The following is an 8,141-nucleotide window of genomic DNA, read 5'->3' as shown; positions in this document are numbered from 1 at the left end:
GAATATGTCGGAAGATCTGCGAAATGCACTCGATTCACCTACCTTTTCAAGAACGACTTCGCCTTTTTCGTTTATAGGGAGAGGTAGATAAAGCTTTAAGGTTGTGTTGTTTTCAGCTGAAATTTTAACCGTGTAACCGCAGTAGGAGGGGAAAGGAGGGTGAGGGTAGTAGTTCAAAAATACAATTAAAATCGAAAAAATTACGACATAAGGTAGATATCTTTTCAACTCCATAGTATTCAATCGATCACTATTCTTTTAAACTCATTCTGGAAGCGTTCTTACTCTCTTGGGATTTACTCTCCTGACAGAGCAGAGGATTTCGAAGATGAATAAATACTTAAACAAAAAATACAAGTTTTCACGTTTTAAATCCATCGCATGTCCTGAGTTCAAGCCTACCGTTGCGGGAAAATCACTTGATTCCAAGGGTCTCGTTGGTCATCCTTATGCTCTCTTCCTTCTCAGCAATCTCGAACATCGCTCTGATAGCATCAACGTTTTCCGGAACAACGATAGCCTCCTGATGGATCGCCTGAACGGCGAACAGCTCACCCTCGTGAATCGCCAAGCTTTCCCGCCAAACAACGTTTTCGAAGATGTCGTACCTCATTCTGAGCTCCCTCGCATACTCGATTATTTTTGCCGTCGAGGTAAATCCATCCTCTTCTGATACCAGCATTATCCTCGGCTCCTCCTCCAGAGCTGCGACAATGTCCTCAAGTTTTCCGTCAAGCTCAATTGAAATGCCGTGGACGTGCATGAGTGTGGTTGGAACTTTAAAAGCGGTCGTGACAATGTTAACGTCGGGAAGTACCGTCTTAACATCTTCAGCGTGGTGTGATGGAAGTTTAACTGGATCCGGCATTATTCCGTTCACGAGTCCTTTCTTGTCCTCCTTGGGATCGACGACTCTCCTTATCATTGTCGCCCTAACCTTTTTCACGTCAGCCACACTCTTAACGACTGAAATAAATCTTGCCAAGCCGGTTGTGTTGCAGCTAACGACTCTGACGAAGTTCTTTCCTCTCGCCTCATCGTAATTTGCGAGGGCGTTGAAGGAAACTTCAGCAACGTGGCTCTTCTCCCCTCCTTGGAAGACGGCTTTAACTCCAGCCTTTTCGTATTTCGGCTTGTTTTCTGCTCCGACTTTATTTGGAGAGCAGTCAACGACCACGTCGACTTTTTCGAGCAGATCGTCTATCGTTCCCTCAACCTTTACTTCTGCCTTCTCGAAAAACTCTATTCTCTCTGGAATCGCTACGTAAAGCTTGTAACCCTTTTCAACGGCAAGCTTTGCTTCAAAATCCGGCTTCGTTTTGGTAACTCCCACGACTTCCATATCCTTCTGCAAGTTTATTGCGTCAGCAACTCTTTTCCCAATCGTTCCGTACCCGTTTATGGCTACTTTAACCTTCATAGGGCACCACCACGATTTTATGGCTTCTCATATCCATAAGAGCGATTTTTCCTTCAACCTCCTTGTACTCACCAAGAAGCCCATAGAGTTTAAGCTTTCCGTTTTCCACCTCAACCCTAACAACATCCTCCATTAACAACTCTTCCGAATCACCTTTTCTGAAAACTACCTTAGATTCGCACATGTTAGAAGCTCTATGGGAGTAAAGAAAAATGTTATCCGGGTTTTAAAAACATCCTCGTGAGTCTTTCGACGGGAAAGTATTCAGTTATGTTGAAGAGAATTTTTCCACGATGGACTATGTTGTAATTTCTAACGAGAAAGTGTTCTTCTCCGAATTTTTCCTTCAAACCTCTTATCCTCTTCACTTCGAACCAGTTAACGTCCCTCCTCACCTCAAGGTTGTGCTTCCTTATTATTTTCCCAATTGGCACGTCAGCCCTCATCAAATCTTCTCTAACTCCGTTAAAGACGATTTTAATGGGAAAATAAGAAACAGCCAAAGCTAAAATTTCGTCAGAAAGAATTTCTACCACTCTCCAATTCACGGAATCTCCAGCATTTATCTTTAAAAGTTCCGCTATCCTTTCATCGGCTTTAATAACTTTTTGAGCGAGGGTTCTTATTTTCACATCTTTTCCAGTTAAAGCCTCTAAAATCGTCGTTACCGAGCCATCGGTTGTAGCGAGGATTTTTAAGAGAGGATTTAACTCCAAAGGCTCTCCACCTCTCCAACCGGTTTTCCAGCTTTCGTTTTTGGGGCAACGTAGTTCAGAAACTTCTCGAAATCGACTCTGTAAAGCCGAATTCTTACTATAATTGGAGAGAGTGTCGCATCATAGTCGGTGAAGCTTATTTTAGAGACAGTAGCGACCTGTTTGTTTAAGAGCAATGTTACCTCTCTTCCTCTCCTATTTTTTATAATCTCGCTTCTTACGGTGTCAAGAATCCTCTGCCTTCTTATGAGATCTCTGAATTTTTCCAAACTCTTTGCCTTAGCTTTTAATTTTCCGTTCACAATTTCGATTTCCGCATCGGGGAAAATGTTTTTCACAGCTCCTACGACCTTCTCGGGGTCTTCTGTCGGATGAATGTCTGTTTCAATTTCGATCTCGACCTTCTCAATTATCCTGTCGAGAAGAGTTCTAACTTTCTCTTTAAACTCCTCCAGCGTCGATGTGTTTTCGATGGTAAAGTCAGCTATTTTTATAGCTTCCTCCATGCTCCAAGAGAGCTCCCTTTCGTCCCTCTTCTTAAGGTCTTCTATCGTCTTCACGTCATCTTCCCTCTTTCTTTTCAAAGCTCTTTGAAATCTTATTTCGAGGGGGCATTCGATAGCGATGAGTATGAAGTCTTCTCCAAATTCTTTTTTCAACCTTTCTACTTCCGCTATTCCCCTAATTCCATCTACAACAACTGCTCCATGATTTTTCCCCAGCTCCCTTATTTTCGGAATTATTCTCTTCGCTATCGCATCCATCCCCTCTTTTTTCCTCAGCTCCGAGGCAACTTTTCCCACATTTTCGTCCGTTAATTCAAGCCCTCTCTTCTTTGTTTCCTCTCTTACGACGTCTCCCATCACGACAACTGGAATTCCCATTTCCCTCGCTATTTCTGCTGCAGTAGATTTACCGCTCAACGGTAAGCCAACAAAGGCGATAATTTTCATCGAAGTTGATTCGGGAAAGGGATAATATAAATTTGCTAACTTCGGTTTTTACAAAACCGATCAAAACTCCTTCTTATTTTTAATCCTCATCCCTTTTAGGGCAGAACATGAAGTTCAGAGTCCAGTTCGATGTGGAAAGGTGTGGTGGGGCTGGAGAATGCGTTGCGGTTTGCGAAAGAGGAGTTTGGGGTTGGAAGGAAGTAGAATTCAGCTTTTTCGGAAAAAGGTTCAGGAGGTTAATACCATTCCCAACGAATCAGGAGAAGTGTATTGGATGTAAAAAGTGCGAGAAAATTTGTCCGAGCGGATGTATTAGAGTAGTTGAAGTTTAAATAGCGAAAGATTTAAATCAAGTTATCTTGTCTTCTTTTCAAAATAACTTTAAAAGTGGTTGGTATGGTAGTCGAGATTGCTGCTGTAAGCATAGCCGTGCTGCACTCATTGGCTCCGGACCACTACTTGCCTATCACAGCCCTTGGAAAAGCAAGAAAATGGTCGCTGAAAAAGACTTTGTTTTTGGCTTTCTTAGTTTCAACGATACACGTGAGCTTTTCGATAGTTATAGGGTTTTTCACTTACTTGGGACTGAATTTAATCGGTTTTGCAGAGAGAATTGAAAGCAGCATACCCCTTCTCTTAATAATTTTCGGATTAGCTTACGCCTTAATCTCTTTGCTCAAGCCTCATCACCACGCACATTCAGCGACTACAACGTCTATACTTCTAATACTTGGCTTATCTCCGTGCATTCCTCTCATCCCGATCATGCTTGCCGCAAGTAGCGTTCATCAGATGTTCATCGTTGCAGTACTGTTTTCAGCTTTCACTATCGGAACGATAGTAACGTTGACGTACCTCTCCTACAAAGCAATAAAACCCCCGGAACTTCACGGAAAGGAGGATGTTTTTGGAGGAGTGATAATTGCCATCACTGGAGCGATATCGTATTTACTAACGAGGAAAATCAGAAGTTTTAACATCAAAACTCCAGAGGCTGTGAAATATGAGCTTCACGTCCAAGCTTCTTGAAATCGACCTAAGCGAGGGAAAATGGGAAGAAGTGGAGATCGAGCTGGAAGCTTACGAAAGAAATCTCGGAATAATCGGCATCGCTTACGAAATAGCTGAAAAACTCGCCGGAAAGTTTAGTCCCTTCGACGAGGATAATTTCGTGATTTTCGCTGCAGGAATTTTGACGAACACGCCAGTTCCGGGGGCAAGTAAAGTAGTTGCGGTAACGAAAAATCCTCTCAACAACACCTACGGCCCATCGGTTGCGGGAGGTGCTTTTGCGAGGGACATGAAAAGAGCCGGATACGATTTGATAGTGATAAAGGGGAAGGCAGAAGAGCCTGTGTGGATCGACATAAGCGAGGGAAGCGTTGAGATAAATAAAGCAAAATTCTGGAGAAAAGATGCTGTTGAAAGCTATGAGCTTTTAAAAGAGAAGGGGAAAAGCGTTCTGACGATCGGTCAGGCAGGAGAGAATTTGGTTAGTTACGCTTTGACTTTAATAGATGGGGTGCACCACTTAGGAAAAGCTGGACTTGGGGCAGTTCTTGGAAGCAAGAATCTGAAAGCTATAAGGGTTGGAGGGGGGAAGAAGAGTAGAATAAGAGATGAGATCAGATTCAACGAAATCGTGAAGTTTTTGAGAAAGAGAATACTTTCGGACAAGGTGACGAAGATCTATGCCGAAGTCGGGATAATGGCGGCTTGGGACAGCTGGGCGAAGCTCGGTTATCTTGCGAATAAAATGAAGAGCGAAGCGGTAAACAAAGAGATTGCGGAGGAGTTTGGAGTTAGAAAGTACCTTGAGAAAATTAAGGTCAGAAATTTGGGATGTCACGGGTGTCCTTCTCCTTGCAAAGCTGTTTTAAAAGCGAGAGTTAACGGAAAAGAAATTGTGACTAAAGCGTCCCTTTACCTTGGAGTTGCTTACGAATTCGGTGTGAAGTGTGGAGTAAAGAAAGCTGAAGAAGCGGTTTTCTGCCATGACCTTGCCAACAGATTTGGGATAGATGCCATGCTTTTTGCCGAACTTTTCGACATACTCGCAACGCTAAAAGAGGAGGGAAGAATCGATTTGGAAATTAAAAGGGACTTTAATAGTGTTGTAAAGTTTCTGAAGCTCGTGACTGAAAGAAAGGAACTCGGGGAGAAGCTTGCTAAAGGAATTGATGGGGTAAAGGAAATAGCGGAGTTCGATGACTACTTCATCAAGAAAATGGAGCCCCTCTTCGATCCGAGAGTTTCATCTGGAAGCGAAGCTTTTGGATTGTTAACGAATCCGAGGGGAGCTCAAGAAGGACCGGTTACTCCAACAGTGTTGCCGGGGAGAAGCAGAGAGAGCTTGAAAAGATACATGAGAAGCATAGGGGCGAGCGAGGATTTAATAGAAAAAACCTTTGAAAACGGCTTTAACTCCGCTTTATACACCTTGGCAGCTGAAAACTGGCTTTGGACTTTAAACGGAATGGGGATATGCAGAAGAGAGAGCATAGCGAAAAATCTGGACATAGAAACTGTTAAAGAACTCTTCATCTCAGCTACAGGAATCGAAACGAGTAAAGATGAGATAGTCAACGCTGCAGGAAGAGCTTTTACCATTTGCAGGAAATTGAACTGTTCGGAAGGTTACTCGATGAAAGAAGACCTCCCTCCGGAAAAGTTCTTCAAACCCCTCAAAACTTGGGAAGGGGAGAAAGTTTGGAGGGATTATTTGACCGGGAGAGAGATAGGATTCGAAGATGTTGTGAAAATGCTGAGAGACTACTACAGGTTTAGAGGATGGAAGGAAAACGGCTGCCCCTAATTTTTATATTCCTTCCCCTCAAGAAAACTTCGTGCAGATAGCCTTTACTGGAAGACCGGGGATAGGAAAAACCACGGCTTGCTTAAGAATTTTTGAAAGATTAAGGGACGAGATGGAAATTTCTGGATTTGTTACGAAAGAGGTGAGAGAGAAGGGAAGAAGAGTAGGGTTCAAACTCGTCAATCTTGAGAGCGGAGAGGAAAGCTGGCTTGCAAAAGTAGGAGAAGGAAAGGTCAAAGTTGGGAAGTACGTTGTCTTCGTTGAGAACCTTGAAAGTTTTCTTGACACGATCTCTCTCGTTTCGGATTTGATTATAATCGACGAAGTAGGTCCTATGGAGCTTAAAAGTAGAAAATTTGTTGACTTCGTCGAAAATTTGCTCAATAGAGACGGCGTAATTTTCACGATTCATTACAAAGCTCGCCATAGAATCTTGGATGAAATAAGGAGGAAGTTCAGAGTTATTACTCTGACGGAAGAGAACAGAGATAAAGTGGTGGAAGAGGTGGTAGAGATTGTTAGAGGAAGGAAAAGCTAAGATAGTGACTGATGGCGTTTTTTACAATCCGAGGATGAAGTTTTGCAGAGATGTAGACATGGTTGTTTTTTCTGAGTTGAAAGCAAAGAATTACCTCGATGCTTTAGCTGGAAGCGGTGTGAGAGGAATAAGAGCTATGCTTGAGGCAGATTACGACAATGTCGTTTTTAACGATAAGAATCCAAAAGCTTGTGAAGTGATAAGGAAAAATTTGGAGATGAACGAGCTGAAGGCGGAGGTTCTTTGCAGGGATGCGGTGGCTTTAATGAGGGAAAGGAAGTTCGACCACATAGACCTCGACCCTTTTGGTTCGCCAGCAGAGTTTATAGATGCGGCTTGCTTCTCTGCCAAGAGGTTTTTGAGCGTCACTGCTACGGACACCGCTGCTTTGTGCGGCTCCGCTCCAGTTTCTGGGCTGAGAAAGTACTCAACCTACGCAATAAAGACTGAATTTTACCACGAAGTTGGATTGAGAAATCTAATTGGAAAAATAGCAAGGGAGGCAACGAAATACGAAAAGAGTTTGGAAGTTCTAATTTCGTGGGCAAAGGAGCACTACTACAGGGTTTACGTTAAATTCAAAAGCTCTCCAAGATTGGCTGGAAAGCTATACGAGAAAATAGGATTTCTCTACTACTGCAAAAATTGTTTAAACAGAACTTGGAGGAACTTTTACGAAGAGCCTGAGGCTGTTTGCTCCTGCGGAAAGAAGTTCGTTGAGCTCGGCCCTCTCTGGCTTGGAGAGCTTCATTCGAAAGAGTTTGTTTCAAATTTAAAAGCTGAAAAAAGCGTTGAAAAACTTTTAGGAAGGATAAAAGAAGAAATGCACTCAATCGGCTACTACAACATCCACGCAATCTGTTTCAAACTTCGCGTTTCTCCTCCTTCGCTTTCAAAAATTATCGAGAAACTTAGAGATATGGGGTACGAAGCCTCGAAAACGAGGTTTGAGGGGGCGAATTTAAAAACTAATGCAGAAGTTGGAGTTCTGAAGAAGGTTATTTTAGCTCTTCAATAGCTCTCAGTATTTCCTCCGCTTTAAACCTCCTCACAACAATGCTCGACAAACCTTTTTCGTACTTCGTCACGACATCTATCAAACGCAAGTATTCGAGTTTCCTCAGGATCTCGTTGAACTTCGAGTAACTCATTCCTCTAACCTCCGAAAAAATCTCCGCAGCTCTTTTATAACTTGAAGTGTAAATGGCTTTGAGAACATCCTTCTCTTTCTCGTTCAACGCAAGAATCATCTTCCTAAAGAACACGATTTTCCCCTTTTCCTTCGACATTTCAACACACTCTTCATCAACAGCCTCTTTCCCCAACTTCCAAGAAATTATCGCTGCCTGCTTCATCAAGCTCAATCCGTACCTTAAGTCGGCGTAATTGGCTGTTTCTTTGACTATCTCCTCGAAAGCCTCCTCTTTGAAGTTGACATAGCTGAGTTTTGCTCTGTCGAGAAGTATCTCTCTAATTTCCTCCTCGCTGTAGGGAGGGAAATATATTTCATCTGGGTGGAACACGGAAAGAAGCTCGGAGGAAAACCCTGCAAGATACTTAAAATCAGTTGAAATAAGAATTATACTCGTCTTCACACCTTCGACAACTTCATGAGCTTTGAGAATGGATAAAAGCGTTTCTTCTATTACCCCTCTTTCCGCAAAGTTTGCATCGTCGAGAACTAAAACGAGAGGAGAAT

General features: G+C 42.8%; 11 protein-coding genes. 5 read left to right on the top strand and 6 right to left on the bottom strand.

Features of this window, described 5'->3' with window-relative positions; translation table 11 throughout:
- The 5 genes from F7C14_RS07675 to F7C14_RS07655 form a co-directional block, all read right to left on the bottom strand.
- Positions 1-234: hypothetical protein (locus tag F7C14_RS07675; protein WP_290901551.1), on the bottom strand; the 234-nt coding region annotated here is incomplete at its 3' end.
- Between the two features lie 181 nt (positions 235-415).
- Positions 416-1,420, bottom strand: coding sequence for a type II glyceraldehyde-3-phosphate dehydrogenase (locus F7C14_RS07670; protein WP_290901549.1), 1,005 nt, complete (start codon positions 1,418-1,420; stop codon positions 416-418).
- Positions 1,410-1,604, bottom strand: coding sequence for a CooT family nickel-binding protein (locus F7C14_RS07665; protein ID WP_290901547.1), 195 nt, complete (start codon positions 1,602-1,604; stop codon positions 1,410-1,412). The genes F7C14_RS07670 and F7C14_RS07665 overlap by 11 nt, the downstream gene beginning before the upstream one ends.
- Positions 1,605-1,635: 31 nt before the next feature.
- Positions 1,636-2,136: a chorismate pyruvate-lyase family protein gene (locus F7C14_RS07660; RefSeq protein ID WP_290901545.1), complete on the bottom strand. Its 501-nt coding sequence runs from the start codon at positions 2,134-2,136 to the stop codon at positions 1,636-1,638.
- A complete protein-coding gene (locus F7C14_RS07655) occupies positions 2,127-3,089 on the bottom strand; it encodes an AAA family ATPase (RefSeq protein ID WP_290901542.1) in 963 nt (320 codons plus the stop codon). Before F7C14_RS07655 ends, F7C14_RS07660 begins: the two co-directional genes overlap by 10 nt.
- A gap of 107 nt (positions 3,090-3,196) precedes the next feature.
- Here F7C14_RS07655 and F7C14_RS07650 point away from each other — a divergent pair, with 107 nt between their 5' ends.
- From F7C14_RS07650 to F7C14_RS07630, 5 genes are all read left to right on the top strand, one after another.
- On the top strand, positions 3,197-3,421 hold the full coding sequence (locus tag F7C14_RS07650) for a ferredoxin family protein (protein ID WP_290901540.1): 225 nt from the start codon (positions 3,197-3,199) through the stop codon (positions 3,419-3,421).
- Between the two features lie 64 nt (positions 3,422-3,485).
- Entirely contained in the window at positions 3,486-4,118 is a 633-nt protein-coding gene (locus F7C14_RS07645; protein ID WP_290901538.1) for a hypothetical protein, read from the top strand.
- Positions 4,093-5,904, top strand: a complete 1,812-nt coding sequence (locus F7C14_RS07640) for an aldehyde ferredoxin oxidoreductase N-terminal domain-containing protein (protein ID WP_290901536.1) — start codon at positions 4,093-4,095, stop codon at positions 5,902-5,904. The genes F7C14_RS07645 and F7C14_RS07640 overlap by 26 nt, the downstream gene beginning before the upstream one ends.
- 31 nt (positions 5,905-5,935) lie before the next feature.
- Positions 5,936-6,442 (top strand): NTPase, encoded by a 507-nt coding sequence (locus tag F7C14_RS07635; protein WP_290901534.1) that lies wholly within the window; start codon positions 5,936-5,938, stop codon positions 6,440-6,442.
- Positions 6,420-7,460: a tRNA (guanine(10)-N(2))-dimethyltransferase gene (locus tag F7C14_RS07630; protein WP_290901532.1), complete on the top strand. Its 1,041-nt coding sequence runs from the start codon at positions 6,420-6,422 to the stop codon at positions 7,458-7,460. Before F7C14_RS07635 ends, F7C14_RS07630 begins: the two co-directional genes overlap by 23 nt.
- Here F7C14_RS07630 and F7C14_RS07625 read toward each other — a convergent pair.
- On the bottom strand, positions 7,441-8,141 hold a 701-nt coding region (locus F7C14_RS07625; protein ID WP_367114349.1), incomplete at its 5' end, for a Cdc6/Cdc18 family protein. The two genes, F7C14_RS07630 and F7C14_RS07625, sit on opposite strands and share 20 nt — an antisense overlap.

Source organism: Ferroglobus sp. (assembly GCF_015521575.1).
Taxonomy (GTDB): Archaea; Halobacteriota; Archaeoglobi; order Archaeoglobales; family Archaeoglobaceae; genus Ferroglobus.
This window is presented reverse-complemented; position numbering and strand designations above follow the sequence as displayed.

Bases quoted from the DNA above. Each gene is read 5' to 3' on its own strand.
- F7C14_RS07650 (WP_290901540.1), top strand. From the start codon at position 3,197: ATGAAGTTCAGAGTCCAGTTCGATGTGGAAAGGTGTGGTGGGGCTGGA.
- F7C14_RS07645 (WP_290901538.1), top strand. From the start codon at position 3,486: ATGGTAGTCGAGATTGCTGCTGTAAGCATAGCCGTGCTGCACTCATTG.
- F7C14_RS07640 (WP_290901536.1), top strand. From the start codon at position 4,093: ATGAGCTTCACGTCCAAGCTTCTTGAAATCGACCTAAGCGAGGGAAAA.
- F7C14_RS07655 (WP_290901542.1), bottom strand. From the start codon at position 3,089: ATGAAAATTATCGCCTTTGTTGGCTTACCGTTGAGCGGTAAATCTACT.
- F7C14_RS07665 (WP_290901547.1), bottom strand. From the start codon at position 1,604: ATGTGCGAATCTAAGGTAGTTTTCAGAAAAGGTGATTCGGAAGAGTTG.
- F7C14_RS07670 (WP_290901549.1), bottom strand. From the start codon at position 1,420: ATGAAGGTTAAAGTAGCCATAAACGGGTACGGAACGATTGGGAAAAGA.